General features: G+C 64.2%; 9 protein-coding genes and 1 pseudogene. 6 read left to right on the forward strand and 4 right to left on the reverse strand.

Going from position 1 to position 15110, the window contains the following annotated elements:
• Positions 1 to 347: 347 nt before the first annotated feature.
• Entirely contained in the window at positions 348 to 5288 is a 4941-nt protein-coding gene (locus AB0K15_RS39720) for a LamG-like jellyroll fold domain-containing protein (protein WP_364063085.1), read from the reverse strand.
• Here AB0K15_RS39720 and AB0K15_RS39725 point away from each other — a divergent pair.
• Complete coding sequence (locus AB0K15_RS39725) at positions 5212 to 8412, forward strand: RHS repeat-associated core domain-containing protein (protein ID WP_364063088.1); 3201 nt, start codon at positions 5212 to 5214, stop codon at positions 8410 to 8412. The two genes, AB0K15_RS39720 and AB0K15_RS39725, sit on opposite strands and share 77 nt — an antisense overlap.
• Positions 8413 to 8736: 324 nt before the next feature.
• Here AB0K15_RS39725 and AB0K15_RS39730 read toward each other — a convergent pair whose 3' ends face one another.
• Positions 8737 to 9204, reverse strand: a complete 468-nt coding sequence (locus AB0K15_RS39730) for an MFS transporter (RefSeq protein ID WP_364063115.1) — start codon at positions 9202 to 9204, stop codon at positions 8737 to 8739.
• Positions 9205 to 9225: 21 nt separating this feature from the next.
• Between AB0K15_RS39730 and AB0K15_RS39735 the strand changes: the two are divergent.
• The 4 genes and pseudogenes from AB0K15_RS39735 to AB0K15_RS39750 form a co-directional block, all read left to right on the forward strand.
• Positions 9226 to 9528, forward strand: a pseudogene (locus AB0K15_RS39735) (metalloregulator ArsR/SmtB family transcription factor); the annotation flags it as partial.
• Positions 9529 to 9923: 395 nt separating this feature from the next.
• Positions 9924 to 11015 (forward strand): polymorphic toxin-type HINT domain-containing protein, encoded by a 1092-nt coding sequence (locus AB0K15_RS39740; RefSeq protein WP_364063091.1) that lies wholly within the window; start codon positions 9924 to 9926, stop codon positions 11013 to 11015.
• Positions 11016 to 11020: 5 nt separating this feature from the next.
• Entirely contained in the window at positions 11021 to 11488 is a 468-nt protein-coding gene (locus AB0K15_RS39745; RefSeq protein ID WP_364063094.1) for an SUKH-3 domain-containing protein, read from the forward strand.
• Positions 11489 to 12231: 743 nt separating this feature from the next.
• Positions 12232 to 12921, forward strand: a complete 690-nt coding sequence (locus AB0K15_RS39750; protein WP_364063097.1) for a hypothetical protein — start codon at positions 12232 to 12234, stop codon at positions 12919 to 12921.
• A gap of 1084 nt (positions 12922 to 14005) precedes the next feature.
• Here the strand turns inward: AB0K15_RS39750 and AB0K15_RS39755 are convergent.
• Positions 14006 to 14608, reverse strand: a complete 603-nt coding sequence (locus tag AB0K15_RS39755; protein WP_364063100.1) for a recombinase family protein — start codon at positions 14606 to 14608, stop codon at positions 14006 to 14008.
• 81 nt (positions 14609 to 14689) lie between these two features.
• Between AB0K15_RS39755 and AB0K15_RS39760 the strand changes: the two genes are divergently transcribed.
• Positions 14690 to 14860 carry a hypothetical protein gene (locus tag AB0K15_RS39760; protein WP_364063103.1) on the forward strand — a complete coding sequence of 57 codons (171 nt, stop codon included), beginning with the start codon at positions 14690 to 14692 and terminating at the stop codon, positions 14858 to 14860.
• 99 nt (positions 14861 to 14959) lie between these two features.
• On the opposite strand, the gene AB0K15_RS39765 is transcribed toward AB0K15_RS39760, so the two are convergent.
• Positions 14960 to 15110, reverse strand: a 151-nt coding sequence (locus AB0K15_RS39765; protein ID WP_364063118.1) for an IS3 family transposase, incomplete at its 5' end; no start/stop codon positions are given.

A 15110-nucleotide genomic window follows, 5' to 3' on the forward strand; every position in this document is an offset into this window, starting at 1 on the left:
GTTCGCCCGAACAGCGCAGTCGAGGTGTCGCGAGGCTAAGCCGTATAACGCTCTAGTCATCAACGCTCGTGGTAATGCGTCTCACAGTCTCGACTCCCTCACTGCTAGAAAGGTCCAGACGGGCCCTCTGACCTGGGTTTATTGAGAACCTGCTGGTCGTCGCCTGGGGTTGACGGCAGTTGGATTTAGTTCGATGCCTTCGATCGCCGTTGATCACGCACCGTTGCTCCGGAACTGCTCCAGAACACGGTAGCTGAGTTGGCGGGCCAGACGGGGCGCTCGTCTGTCGCGGCACCAGGACGTCGCATCGGATCTTGGGCGTGATGCGACGTCCTGGTCGAGTCGGCTCAGTTGATTTGCTGGGCGAGTGCCGTTACCTGGGTGGGCGTGAGGGTGTAGTTCCACGCTTGCAGGTGGCTGATGCTGCCGGGGAAGTAGAAGGTGCTGGTCCCGGTGTATTTGCCTCGGCCGATGGTGAACGGTCCGGTGGCGTTCCACCCGGTGACGCCGGTGACGGTTTGGGCGAGTGTTCCGTTGACGTAGAGGGACATGGTGTGGGTGGTGGCGTTGTAGGTGCCGACCAGGTGGGTCCAGACGCCCGTGGCGGCTGGGCCGGTGGAGCGGGCTTCGGTGCCGGGAGCGTTGGCGGTGTCGCTGTCGGAGAGGGTGTAGCACCAGGTGCCGGTGGCGGGGTCGTAGCCGAGGAGGAAGGCGGAGTTCTGGTCGCCGTCTTGTGCCGCGATGGCTGCGAGTTGGGTGGTGGAGTCGAGTTTTGCCCAGGCGGAGATGGAGTAGCTGCCGTTGGTGGCGAGGACGGGGCCGCTTGTTGCGGCGTATCCGGTGGTGCCGTCGGTGGTGAGGACGGATCCGCGGGTGGCATCTGATGTGTAGCTGGTGCCGGCGGTGACTGTTGCGGGGTTGGCGCCTGCGGCCGGGTTGGTGATCAGGTAGGGGTTGGTGGCGTTGTCGCCGCTGTCGGCGGCGGTGGTGTCGCCGTCGTCGAGGGTCCAGGTGTCCTGGGGGCCGAGGTAGGCGGTGGCCAGGGCTGCGTAGCCGGCGTTGGAGAGGTTGACGTGGTCGCCGACGTCGGCGTTGCTGTTGAGCTTGGTCTCGCCGGTGGTGGTGTCCGGGACGCCGACGGCTGCGTCGGAGTCGAGGTAGAACAACGAGGGCGTGGTCCACTGGCTCAGCAGGTCGGGGCCGCTGGAGAGCCAGGTGTTGGTGGTCGTGCGTTGCTGGTCGACCGTGGTGGTGCAGGGGTTGTTCGGTGTCGCGCCGTCGCCGGTGTATCCGGCGCACGGTGTGAGGCCGGCGACGATCACGTTGATGTTGTACGCCTTGAAGTAGTCGATCAGCTGGGTGTAGCCGTTGGAGGTGAGGTCGTCGGCGTTGCGTCCGCTGAGGACGTCTTCGAGTCCTTCGTAGACGACGACGGTGTTGATGCCCGGCTGGTCGAGGATGTCGCGGTCGATGCGGGAGAGGGCGGCGGGGCCGCCGACGGCTCCGCTCTTGTAGGTCTGGGGGTTGTCGGTCATGAGCTGGTTGGCTTCGATGCCTTCGGCGATGGTGCCGTAGCCGCTGGGGGTGGTGGGTTCGGCGGTGGTGAGGTCGTCGGGGAAGCCAATGGTGCCGTCGGGGTGGGTGTTGGGTTGCCAGGCGTCGATGAGCCCGTCGCCGAGGACGGCTTGGGTCGGGGTGCCGGTGGTGGCGACGTCGACTCCGATCAGGACGTCGGTGAACCAGCCCTGGTGGGTTCCGGTGCCGGTGAAGGCGGTGCCGCTGGTGTCGGCTGTGTGGTCACCGGAGCCGACGCTTGAGACGTATTCGTAGGCCGTGTTGGTCCAGAAGTGCTGCACCAGGTAGGGGACGGAGTTCACGAGCTGGAACGAGACGAGCAGGTACTGGCTGGGATCGACGGTCAACGGAAGTGGGTCGCTGTAGAGCATTCCGCCTTCGGGGATCGTGAGCGGTGCCGCCGCGGTGGGGCTGGTTCCGCCGAACGTCACGTGGCTGAAGGGGCCGGAGGGGGTCGCCGAGGGTGTGCTGCTTCCTGGGGTCACCACGATCGTGACGGGTCCGATTTTCAGCGGGCTGGTGCCGAGTGCGTCATCGAGCTTGATGCGGACGGTGTTGCCGGCGATGGACGGTTTGACCGCGACCCGGAAGGTCTGGTTGGCGTAGTTGGTGCCGCCTTCGAAGTTGTACTGACCCTCGGTGGCGTTGGCCCACGCACCGGTCCACGTCTTACCTTGCGGGGCGCCGGCGATGGTTGTGTTGCGGGTTGCCATGGAGAAGACGTGCAGGCCGGGGGTCGTCGGGAGCAGGTTGTTGCTGACGTCCGGCATCGTCACCGAGGCGATGGCCTTGCCCGCGGCGAGCGGTACCGAGAACGAGTAGAGCTTGACGTTCTTGGCGATCTGGCTGCCGGCCTGGTTTTCGTGGGGCAGGGTGACGGTGTCGATCGCCTCAGGCCCGGATGCCCAGTCCGGCACGGTGAGGTAGTAGGTCTGGCTGGTGCCGTCGCTGTAGGTGATGGTGCCGCGTGGTGCGCAGAAGGCTGCGGGGTTGGTGGAGTCGAAGCAGTACGTGCCGGCCACGGCGATGCCTGCGGGGACGTAGGGGGCGGTGTTGTCGCCGTTGATGGCGCCGGGGCTTGCGGTCATGGCCGAGGTGGCGGTGGTGAGGAAGGTCAGCGCACTGTTGCCGGTGGTTGGTGTGTTCTGGTTGTACGCGGAGAGCGCTGGGTCGGTGGCGGTGATGGTTTGGTTGGCGGCGAGCAGGTTGTCGGCCTGGCCCGACCCGAACTGGGGCAGCGCGAAGGTCGCGCCGTCAGCGGTCACATGGCCGCCGGAGCTCCAGCCTGCGTTGGTCAGGTCGGTGGCTGAGACGCTGTTGCCGGAGCCGTCGAGGTTGCCTGCGGCCCGGTTGGTGTCGGAGCTGATGCCGGTGTTGTTGTAGCACGCGGCCAGCGAGGTGCAGGTCGTGGCGGGGTTTCCGGCGGCGACGAACCGGTAGGACTGGTATCCCGACACATCACCTGCCGGGTCCGCGGCGTAGCTGTAGAGCGTGTGCGGGCCGGGGGAGAGCGGGGTGATCGCACCGGTGGACGAGGCGTACATTTGCTTGATCTCGGACGCGCTCAGAGCGCTCGGATATACCTGGACGTCGGTAATCGAGCCGTTGCTGTAGTTGTTGGCAGCGCCGTTGACGAATCCGCGGCCGATCACGAACGGTCCGGTTGCGTTCCACGGCGTGGTGTCCGTGGCAGTGCCTGCCGCGGTTCCGTTGACGTACAAGGTCATCGCGCCGCTGGTCGCGTCATAGGCACCGACGAGGTGTGTCCAGACCCCGGCCGCAGGTGTGACATTGCCCAGGGCTCTGATGACGACAGCCGACTGGTCAGCGGAGAAGCGAGCAAAGGCCCACTTGTTGACGTCGGATTCGTACTCGAGGTAGAAGCCACCTGAACTCGTGCCCTGCTGGGTGAGGAACGTTTGGAAGCCACCGGACAACGTCGCAGGGTTGACCCACACTGACGCGGTGAAGCTGTGTGAAGTGTCCACAACGGACTGCGTGGTGGCCGCATAGCCTGTCGTGCCGTTGAACTTCACTGCAGGCGTGGGCGTCGAGGTCCAGGTGTAGCCCCCGGCAAGAGTCGCGGCGTGGGCGCCTGAAGTGGCGTCCGTGACGGTGCCGCCGCTGCCGTCGAGCATCCGCCAGTGTCCCGCCGGCTGAACGACGCCGCCTTGCCTGACGACCTGGTTGAGTTCCTGGGCGCCCAACGCCGCTTGGTACAGCTGCACGTCGCTGATCGAGCCGTGGAGGTAGTTGTTCGCCGCGGAGTTGTAGAAGCCGTGGCCGATGGTGAGTGGCCCGGTGGCGTTCCAGGGCGTGCTGTCGACGGCGGTGCCGGCGGCGACTCCGTTGACGTAGATCGTCATCGTGCCGGTCGCGGCGTCGAACGTACCGGCGAGATGGGTCCAGGTGTTGAGCGCGGGGGTGACGGAGGCGCGGGCGCGGATGCCGGTCGCGGGCGAGTCGGTGGCGAACCGGGCGAAGGCCCATTGGTTCACGTCGGATTCGTACTCGAGGTAGAAGCCGCCGACCGCGGAGCCTTCCTGTGTGAGGAAGGTCTGGTAGCCGACGTTGCTCGTCAGGTCGACCCAGGCGGCCATGGTGAAGCTGCCGTCGCTCTTGACCACGGGGCCGGTCGTAGTAGCGCCACCGGTCGACCCGTCGAAGGTGAGCACGTTGCCCCGGCTGGGGTCAGCGACCCACGATGCGCCGCCGGACAGGGTCATCGCGTCGCTGCCGGCCGAGTCCTTGGCCGTGGTGCCGGTGCCGTCGGCGAGTGTCCAGCGTCCGGCCGGTGAGATCGCTCCACCGCCGGTGAACGGTGTGACATCAGCCGCGGGCGGGTTGGTGGTCGGGGGTGCCTGGTCGAGCGCTCGGACGAGTTTCGAGACGGTGCCGCCGGTGGATGCCTCGGTGAACTGGCCCGGCGAGTTCGCTGGCTTGCCGACGGTGAGGTCGTCGGGGAAGGCGCCGTCGGCCGAGCTGATCGACGGCTCGGAGGGGGCGGTGGGTTCGGCAATGAAGTGGCAGATCGGCGACCAGGCGCTCGAGTCCTGGCCGTCGGTCGATTGTGCCTGCCAGTCGACCACCTGGCCGTTCGTGAGGGAGGACGTGAACGACGCCGGCAGCGAGTAGTTCGCCGTGGTACCGGAGGCGATGTTGTCCGCGCTGGTGCCGGTGTGAGTCGTGGCCGTGCCGTCGACCCAGTACTTGAACGTCGCCTGCAGGTGATCGGCGTTCGGGTCGGTCACCGTTGCCTTCAGCACGGGGGTGTTCGTGGCGATGGTCTTGCCCAGGTACGGGTACGGCGCGGCGGTGGTGCAGCCGAGGTTGTCCGATCCGGCCGCGGCGGTGAGCGGGCCGGGTGTGTTGGGGACGAGGTTGTAGAAGATCTGCAGCGACGGGTTGTCGGAGAACCGGCTGAACTCGAGGCTGCCCCGCGTCTCGTTCCCCGTCAGCGACACCGTGAACTGACTGGAGTGATTGGCCGCCGCGGTGGCGATCTGGCTGCTGACGTTGAAGCCGAAGGGCACAGCCGAGTTGTTCACGCAGTTGTTGCCGGCGGCCGGACGAAGCGTCGCCGAGCCGATGACCGGCCCGGGGCTGGGCTGGTTGTTCCAGCTGGTACCTGAGCCGATGCCGCCGGTCAGGACCACGATCCCGCCGGCCGGGTCTCCGGCGACCACCACGCTGGCCGACGCCAGGGGAAACACGACCGACCTCTACCGCTACAACGCGGGCGCGCCGGCGGACCCCACCGACCCGCCGGGCGACTATTCTGCCACCCACTACACGTACTACCCGAACGGCAAGCAGCAGACCGTCAAGGACGCGGCCGGCAATACGTGGTCGTACCAGTACGACCTGCTCGGCAACCAGACCTCGGCCCAGGATCCCGACACCGGCACGACAACGAGCACCTACGACCACGCCGGGCAGCTGATCACGACGACCGACGCGCGGGCCAAGCAGACTACCCACGCCTACGACGCCGACGGTCGCAAGACGTTCGACTACGACACCACGGGGAACGCCGCGCCCTCGAGCGGCAACGAGATCGCGGGGTGGACTTACGACAGTCTCAAGAAGGGTTACCCGACGTCGCAGACGTCGCACTCGGGTGGCGACGTGTACACCCAGACGATCCGGGCATACAACGCGCAAGCGCAGGCGGAAGCGGTCACCACCACGCTGACCGGCGAGGGCACCAGCCTCATCCCCGCGGCCGGCTACACCGTGTCGTTCGGTTACAGCCTCACCGGATACTTCACCGGCCACAGCGAGCCTGCGCTGGACGGGCTGCCGTCGGAGAGCGTGTCGGTCGGCTATGACGCCTTCGGCGAACCCACCTCGCTCGCGAGCAACGTGACCACCTACGTGCAAGCGGTCGGGTACTCGGAGTTCGGCGAACCTCTCCAGTACACCCTGCCGGCTACCGGCGGCAACGTCTGGGCGACCAACACCTACGACCCGCAGACCCACGCGCTGACCGACATCCAGACCACCACGTCCAACAACAGCGTGGTCGTCGACGACACGAGCTACACCTACAGCGGGCCCGGCGTGTCCAAGGGCGCCGGCCTGGTCGTCTCGTCCACTGACCGCCAGAACGGCGGCGCCACGGTCGACACCGAGTGCTACGGCTACGACTCCGCCGACCGCCTCTCCCAGGCCTGGACCGCGACCGACAACTGCGCTTCGACGCCCGCGCCGGGCAACTCGGCGAGCGTCGGCGGACCGACGCCCTACTGGCAGTCGTGGACCTACGACGCCGCCGGAAGCCGCCGGACCCAAACCGACCACAACACCTCCGGCAACACCGCCGGGGACACCATGACCACCTACGACTACCCGGCGCAGGGCTCGGCGACCGACCAGCCGCACACCCTGACCGGTACGACCGCGACCGGGCCGAACGCCACCGCGAACACCGCCTCCTACACCTACGACACGGCCGGCAACACGACCTCGATCACCGGCGGCTCCACCGGCAACCAAACACTGACCTGGAACGACCAGGACAAGCCCAGCACCGACGTCACTGCCGCCGGCACCACCTCCTACGTCTACGACGGCGGCGGCAACCTGATCGTGCGCCGCGACCCCAGCCAGACCACCTTCTTCCTGGGGGACATGCAACTGGTGCTCGACCCCGTCTCCGAAACCACGACGGCCACGCGCTACTACTCCCTCGGCGGGACGACAGTCGCGGTCCGCAGCTCGTCGGGCGCGGTGCAGTACCTGGTGCCCGACCGGCAGGGGACCGATCAGCTCGCGATCAACCCGGCGACCCTCGCGACGACCCGTCGTCAGTACCTGCCCTTCGGGCAAGAACGAGGAACCGCGCCGAGTACCTGGCCCGGAGACAACGGCTACGTCGGGGGTACGCCCGACCCGACCACACAGCTGGAGAACCTGGGTGCCCGCGAGTACGACCCGGCGAACGGCCGGTTCCTGTCCGTCGACCCGGTGTTCGAGCAGACCGACCCGAACCAGATGGGCGGGTACGACTACGCGGGCAACGACCCCGTCACCGGCAGCGACCCGAGTGGGTTGTCCCTCTGGGAACCGGCAATCGCGGGCAGCTTTGTGCCGGGATGGGTGCCACCGCCTCCTTCGCCGCCAGCGCACACCGCATCCGGCCACCGGAGCGAGAACACCAGCGGCGGAAAGGCTGCAGGCGAGTTCCCACCGTCACACCAAGCGGCCTCGGCGCCGGTAGACCACTCATTCCACCTGCCGCACTGGCTGATCGTCGCCGGAGGCGTCGCCGCCGTCATCGGTGGGGTTGCCTGTGTATTGGCCACTGACGGCCTCTGCCTTGGCGCGATCGCAGCCGGCGCAACGGAAGGATCCTTGTTCGGTGCTGGAGGGGCCGTCGCCGGCGGTGCTGCGGGTGCGCTTACCGAGGTACCGGGTATCGTCGCTGGTGTCGGCAGCGCGACGGCTGGCGCCGGCGTTGCCGGCGAGGCACTCGGCGATGGCACCGGCGAGGCAGTCGGCGGTGAGGCCGGGGTTAATGCAGCTTCCGGAGAGGCGGTTGGCGAAGCTGGTTCGGCGCCTACGCCGGCGGATCCGCCGCCACCGCCGGCCCTGAAGCCCACTCCAGTGGAGGACGCGCCGGCGGAGCCTCCGGCCAAGGCTTCGTCTGGGTGTAACAGCTTCGCTGGTGCCACGGCCGTCCTGATGGCTGATGGCTCGAGCAAGCCGATCGACCAGGTCCACATCGGCGACACGATCACCAACGCCGAACCCGACAGCCACAACGCTGAGCAGCACGTGGTCACGGCGGTGCACGTCACCACCACGGACAAGTCCTTCGACGATCTGACCTTCAGCACGCCGGACGGGCCGGCGACCATCACCAGCACCGCCCAGCACCTGTTCTGGGATGTCACCCTCCACACCTGGCGCGAGGCCGACAACCTCCGCGTCGGCGACGAAGTCGACACCCCGGACAACGGCCACGTCACCGTCGCCGCCACCCGCCTCTACGCCGCGGCGATCATCACCTACAACCTCACCGTCGACGAGGTCCACACCTACTACGTCCTTGCCGGCACGACGGGCGTCCTCGTCCACAACTGCGGAGAGAAGGTATATCGCACCCCAAACAAGGGGAATAAGAACGCAGAGTCCCATGGGCTGAACCCTGCCCTGCACCAGACCGGCGACAAGAGCGCGTATCTTGGAGACAAGTCCGTGGTAACCGGTCACTACGCTGGGCAACCCGGCTACGAAGAGGGCTACTTTGAATACGAAATGGACCCGGCATTCACCGAGGAGTTCAGCAATCCCGGTTATAAGCGTCCGTATGATGGTGGTGACGGGTTCTAGTGGCAGATTCCGGTCGCGGAGATACCACGTTTCAATGATCTGATAGTCTCACAGAGATGGGTCAACTATTACGGAGGGTATGAGTGGTAGAAGGCGACCATGAACTGCAAGAACGAACCGGTCTGCACCGTGGGGATCGTGTGCGCGTTCTTCTGACTGGGCACAGGGATCGATTTGGTGTGGATGTCGAGATTATTTCTCGACCAGTTAGCTACCCGGCGTTTATTGATGCGGCACTTATCTCCGATGGGCCGATGCGCTTGCTGGAAAATGAATTTCCGCAGGTAGGAACGGAAATGGATGCTATAGTGGTCGCTTTCATGCCTAACGGTGAGCTGCGGTTGGATGCTCGACCGTCGATAATTTTGAAATGGGAAGGTAATAGAAAGGCTTTCTGACCGCGGTCGACAACAGCATTGACGTCGAATACGGCCAGGTCCTCCTGTCGAGGGCTTGGACCGTGGCCAGCATTCCGAACGCGGATCCTCGGAGTTCCTCCGGCGCGAGCGCGGCCACGGCGGCGTGCTCGGCGGTTTCGGCGCACCCGATCCCGATTCCGGCCAGCGCGAATGCCAGGGTCAGCACGACGAGCGTCGGCCCCGGCACCGCGAACACCCGATACGCCAACAGAAACGCGCCGGCTCCGCCCACGGTGATCACCAGTGGCCCGATGCGGTCGGACCAGCTTCCGGCTGGGAACGACACGACCGTCGCTTGCCACGCCGTAGATGACGTACAACGTGATCCCGAGCTGTGTTGAACCTTGGGTGCCGTGGGTGGGCGTGAGCGGATCCGTCACCCGCGGCCAAGCTCTTCAAGGCCCTCGCCGATCCCCTGCGGATCCGGCTGGTGTCCCTCATCCGTTACTCACCCGGCGGCGAAGCCTGCTTCTGTGACTTCGCCGAAGAGTTCGACATGCCCCAGCCCACGCTGAGCCACCATCTGCGCCTCCTCGTCTCCGCCGTCATCGTCACCCGTGAACGCCGCGGCACCTGGAGCTGGTACAGCCTCATGCCCGAGCCACTCGAATGCGCGCAGGCGCTACTGCAAGCCGGCGGCACGCTCGTTAACCGGATCGCCCTCGTCGATGACTCTGAGCGAGCCGGTCGCTGCTGACGCGGCTGGAGAAGATCGGCGGGCGCTCTTCGTCGAAGGTGTTCCGGGCTCGATGACGCGTAGCGCGTGCTGGGGCACTAGGACCTCCACTTCGCCGCTCAGCCCGTTGAGGTCGCGGTGGAGCATGAGCGCGGTCAACGGTGGTGTGGTGTCGAGCAGGGCCCGGGCGAGCACGATGCTCCTGACTACCTCGACGATCTGGGCTCGCACCCGCAGCGCGGGGCAGGAGAGGTGAACCCGCTCACCGATGAGGACTACCTCCGGTCGGAAAATCGCCGTTCCCGGCGTCGCGGCGTCGTAGCGGACCGCGGGGTTGATCGGCAGGTCGCAGACGCGCAGGCCGTCGAGGTCGCGGACTGTAGGGCCGAGTTTCAGCCCAGCCGAGCATGCGTGCGGTGACCGTGTCGGGTGCTGTGCAGTACCTGGTGCCTGATCGGCAGGGGACCGATCAGCTCGCAGTGAACTCCTCCAGCCTCGCGACGACGCGTCGCCAGTACCTGCCTTTCGGCCAGGAACGGGGGTCTGCGCCGAGCACTTGGCCCGGCGACAAGGGCTACGTCGGCGGCACGCCCGACCCGACCACACAGCTGGAGAACTTGGGCGCCCGGGAGTACGACCCGGCTGGCAGGCGGCCGCCTGGCAGCCGGGCCAAGGCTTCGTCTGGGTGTAACAGCTTCGCTGGTGCCACGGCCGTCCTGATGGCTGATGGCTCGAGCAAGCCGATCGACCAGGTCCACATCGGCGACACGATCACCAACGCCGAACCCGACAGCCACAACGCTGAGCAGCACGTGGTCACGGCGGTGCACGTCACCACCACGGACAAGTCCTTCGACGATCTGACCTTCAGCACGCCGGACGGGCCGGCGACCATCACCAGCACCGCCCAGCACCTGTTCTGGGATGTCACCCTCCACACCTGGCGCGAGGCCGACAACCTCCGCGTCGGCGACGAAGTCGACACCCCGGACAACGGCCACGTCACCGTCGCCGCCACCCGCCTCTACGCCGCGGCGATCATCACCTACAACCTCACCGTCGACGAGGTCCACACCTACTACGTCCTTGCCGGCACGACGGGCGTCCTCGTCCACAACTGTGGGCCTGAGGCTAGAGCGGCAGCGCAGTCGGCACCCGCGGACGCCACGATGAGCGCAGCAGCCCGGTTCAAGGGTACCGATATGGTTTCAACCGGTCACTCTGGCCATTCGTCCCGCCCGGCCTATTTCGAGCCCGAGATTGATTCCGCTCTCGCCGATGGTGGGCAGGTCACCGGCCGCGGAGCTGATAACTGTGCCGAGATCCGGGCCTGCAATGCTCTGATCGCCGAACATGGAGCCGATTTCGAGGATCAAGTCGGACGCTCGCTGCGGTTAAGTGACATCGAATTTCTGACCGTTCGCGTTGCCACGGGCGACCCGGAACCCGCTTGTCTATCCTGTCAGAGTGTTCTTGTTCGGCGTGGAGTGACGGACCTATCGAGGTGAGAAGGATGCACGAAGCAGAGCTGGAGGAATTTCTTAGCTCGTTTGGCTGGGAGGCGGGTGGGGCGCGCCGTGAGGCGGACGCTATCGTGGTAGGTCTGGAGAGTGTCGGCTTCGCCTGTCACGAGGAGGCGAAGAACTTTCTGAGTGAATACTTCGGTCTCAAGATCGACCACCCCCCAGCCCTCTTTATCGTGCGGGAGTGGATCACAAGTTGGACGCGTTTCGATCCGTCTGCCGTGTGTACCACCCGTGATGCGGACGTGGCTCGCCGATGCGAAGGGGTGGCTGGCACCGTTCTGTGCCCGATTGGAGTGGATAGCTTCCATTTGACCGTATACTCGGGAAGTGATGGAAGATTTTATGCAGGGGTCGATTCATCGGTCTATCAATATGGAGAAGATCGCAATTCTATGTTCTCGATGATGAAAGATGGAATTCGACCAATCCTGTTAGGCGAGTGGACGCTTGAGTGAGAAGGGCGCGCAGGCGCCTTGGTGAAGTTGCTCGTCAGTGGGGCGGGTGCATTGCGCACCGTCTGCCGCGATGGGAGTCAGTCAGCGGGGCGGGGCCGCTAGGCAGCTTCGACCGCGGTCCTTTCGCCGTCGATCCGACGGCTGAATAGCACAGCGGAAGGTTGACGTCGCGACGGGCGGGATTCGGTGCTGGCCAAGGGGAAGGAGCACGGGGGCCGCGCCAGCTTCGCGTGTGAGGCATCTGGTTGCGCCGGTTGGTCGAGCTCGTCCAAGCCGCTCAGGTCGTGACGCAGCAACCACGCGCAGTGCGGAAACGTGATCAATCGCCGGCGACATCGAGAATCGGGGCGCCGGGTGAGTGCGTACATCCAATGCGCGTCAGTTGCTCTGGTGAAATGAATTCGCGGAGTCGGGTCGAATCTTCTTTGGGTGTATCTCGCAGCATCTTCGCGGATACTGGAAGTCGAAGGAAGACTTCCTCTTGGTCAGATTCCACTCGATCAAGAAGGGGCTACTGGTCGATGATTTGCTGCGATTGATCGACGAACTCTTGGCGCTGCCCTCGTAGAAACTGTCGCAGGGAGATCGCGAAAGGTGAGTCCCCGTCGGATGATTTTCATGGAGTAAAGTTGTGTCGGGATTGGGCTTATGGTGCTGCCCCCGCTGATGCATATCACCTCGATGACCGGCGCGTCGCGGCCAACAACGCTGCCGCCGCGGAGAAGCAACGTAAGGCATCTTGGGTGAAGGCGCGCACACCTAAGACTTCCGAGCGTGCCGACCTTATGTCCTGGTTTGAGTCCGTTATGCAGCAGTCTGGGGGAAACTGGTGGAGAAACGACATATCTGATCAAGAGGGTATTTGTTTTGGGCGCACTGCTTGCGAAAAGGCGCGGGGCTACCTGATCACCCATGAGAACGACGTCGAAGGCGCAAAAGTTATTGCAGCGACATTCTGCATTGATCACTATCAGGAATGCGTACACGACTCGCGAATTTCTGAGTTCGGTCAAATGCTGATCATCTCGATTCCGTTCCTATTTGGAGGCAGGGTTCCCGATGTGGAAGCGGGCCTTCCTGCTCGCTCTGAAGCTGTGGGGCGGGCTGCCGCTGCGTCGACTGCTCGAGTTCTTAGCGCGGAGAGTATGTCGGTCGGTCAGCTGAGCGATTTGGCAAAGTCTGGAAGAATAAACTTCTCCGAAAAGGAACTCCCTAGGCCGGGAAGTGGGGTTCCTTTGATGGACAACGAAACGCTCCTTCGGCAATCTCGCGATCCGAGTAACCCGGAGGATATGATCAAGGTGAACCGGCTAAAGAATGGTAATATGACTATCATTGATGGCAATAATCGATTGGCCGAACTTATTAGGCGCGGAGAGGCCGGCAGCATCGGCCTCGACGAAGAGGTGCCAATCTGGAGTTTTGGTGGGTAATGTCGCGCTCATTAGGGGTGAAGGAACCGGGGTTTTGATGATGGTATAATTTGAGGAGGTATTACCTGCGCAAGAGGGAACGCATAAATGCAAGGATTAGGTCCTTTCTGGAGAGCCTTGGGCTCGATGTGGCGAGATCCACTAACTTCGAAAGTGGTCACTGGGATCGGTTCTGATATTCGAGTAATCGATCCATCAATTTATGGATGGTTAAAAACTGTTGAAGTTGAACAAGGGAGATCAACAAGCGAGCCCACAATTTCATTTGAATCATTTGTTAACGACAGTTCATTAATATTCATTTATGCGCGGCTGGAAGTTTCGCAGGGGTATTTGGTGTGTGACGCCGTGGCTGTACAATTCAATAAAGAAAATCGATCCGATCCGAATTGGTCGACACGGAATCTTGCGAAACGTCGAGTAATTCACCTTAAACGAGCCCAATTTAAAGAGCTTCCTTCCGCATCTATCAAAGATTTAAAGACTATAATTAGTTATTTAATTGACATCGTGCCCCTTCCGATTGAGTAGCTTGAATACTGTTGATGTTCGTGTCTTGTACAGAGTCATTCGACGCTAGTCGTTGGTAATCACACCCGTTCGACCCGTGCCGGCCGTTTGGAACCGGCCGGGTTGCCTTAGAAGCGTTCCATCCGCGACCCGAGTGATAGGCGCGTGGATAGCGTGCAAGTCGCTCGGACACAGTATTATCCCACGGATCGCGAACGTGACCTTGGTGGTTGTACCTGGGGTGTGGCTCAGGTAGAGTTGATCCATTCCAGACGGCAGCCGGTGCTGTCGCAGACGACGAAGCTCCCCGAGGCGCGTAGTGCTGCCGCGATGTGGTTGCGTCGTGTCCGGTGACGGCTGGCTTCGTTGTGGCTGTTGGTGGTCTGGTCTTTGAGCCGGATGCTGATCTGGTCGATGAGATGGTCTTCGCGGACGTAGAGCGTTTTCGGCCGGTCTTGGTTCGTGCTTTCGGTGCGGCAGCGACGGCTGCGGTAGGTGGGCGTCCGTGGTTCCAGTGCGAGTCCAGTCGTCGGTTGCAGATGCCGCAGCGGATCAGGCCGGCGAGTGCGAACCTCTACAGAAGGCCGTCGTTGGTAGGTCGCGGTGCACGGATCTGTTGTGTGGTGACGAAGTCCAGTTCGGTGACGAGGGCTGGATGCGCAGCCCTCGTCGACAGCGCCGGCGTTGATCTCGGGTTGCCTGTTCCGTTGGCGCGGCGGTTCCAGGTTTGCCGGCCGGTGTAGCGCGGGTTGGCGAGGATGACGGCGACGGTGCGCCGTGTCCAGGTGCCGCGGGTTCGGTGGCGGTTGCGGTCGGGGTCGGTGCTGGAGGGGCAGGGGATGCCTCGTTCGTTGAGGTTGCGGGCGATGCTGGCGATGCTGTGGCCGGCGAGGCGTTGTTGGAACGTCCAGGTCACGTGGGTTGCGGTGTGTGGGTTGGGTGCGAGGCGTTGGAGTCGTCGGCCCCAGCGGGCGTCGGCGGGGTTGGGGTGCGGTCCGGCGTCGACGAGTTGGTAGCCGTAGGGTGGTCGTCCGCCGAGGTGGCGGCCTTGTTGGGTGGCTTGGTTGTGCATGGCGGCCAGCACGCGGTGGCGGGCGCGGATTACTTCGCGTTGCGCCTGGGTTGCCAGCCGCGCGAGGAGCGCGCGGTGATCACTGTTGCCGAGGGCCCGCGCCATCCTCAACAGCGACGATGGACGTGCTTGCGCAGTGGATGACTGCCGGCAGACCGCGTGTCCTCCCACGGCTGACAACGCGACATGGCCGACCACCTCATCGCCGGCCACGGCCAGATCATCGCGGACTACTTCGATGCCGGCACCTCACGCCGCACCCCGTGGCCACAACGACCCCAAGCCGCCCAGCTCATGGCCACAATCACCGACTCGGACCCCGCGCTCGACGCGATCGTGATCGGCAGCGGCGGGTGATGCACCTGCTGGGTCAAGTTGGTAGCTGCAGACGTGTGGTTAACGTGCAAGATCGTCGGGTCTGCCCAGACTTCGGTTGACACCGGAGCTGACTGTTTCTCAGGCCGCTGCTGCGGTGTTGTAGATGGTCTCAAACTCGACCGGGGTGAGCTTGGCCAGGGCGCGTTGGCGGCGTTTGCGGTGGTACTTCGTCTCGATCCAGGACACGATCGCTAGCCTCAGCTCCTCGCGGGTGCGCCACCGTCTTGTG

This window comes from Amycolatopsis sp. NPDC049253 (genome assembly GCF_040678995.1).
Taxonomy (GTDB): Bacteria; Actinomycetota; Actinomycetes; order Mycobacteriales; family Pseudonocardiaceae; genus Amycolatopsis.